Annotated in this window: 1 protein-coding gene; it reads left to right on the top strand. The window is 36.0% G+C overall.

Translation table 11 applies throughout. The features are described 5' to 3' along the window. On the top strand, positions 1–200 hold a 200-nt coding region (locus ASG38_RS18335), incomplete at both ends, for a DNA cytosine methyltransferase (RefSeq protein WP_235498609.1).

The raw sequence follows: 200 nt of genomic DNA, 5'->3' as shown, positions 1-200 counted from the left end.
GTCAAAATCTTGGTGGAAATTGTGTTTTTTCGAGTGAGTGGGATGAATTTGCTCAAAAAACTTATGAATCCAACTTTGGAGAATCTCCATTCGGAGATATAACAAAAAGTGAAACGAAAAAGTTTATTCCAAAAAATTACGAACTTTTATGTGCTGGATTTCCCTGCCAGCCATTTAGTTACGCAGGTCTAAAGCAAGGA

It is taken from the genome of Flavobacterium sp. Leaf359 (assembly GCF_001423985.1).
GTDB lineage: Bacteria > Bacteroidota > Bacteroidia > Flavobacteriales > Flavobacteriaceae > Flavobacterium > Flavobacterium lindanitolerans.
The sequence above is the reverse complement of the archived record's forward strand: the minus strand, read 5'-3'. Positions and strand labels throughout refer to the sequence as shown.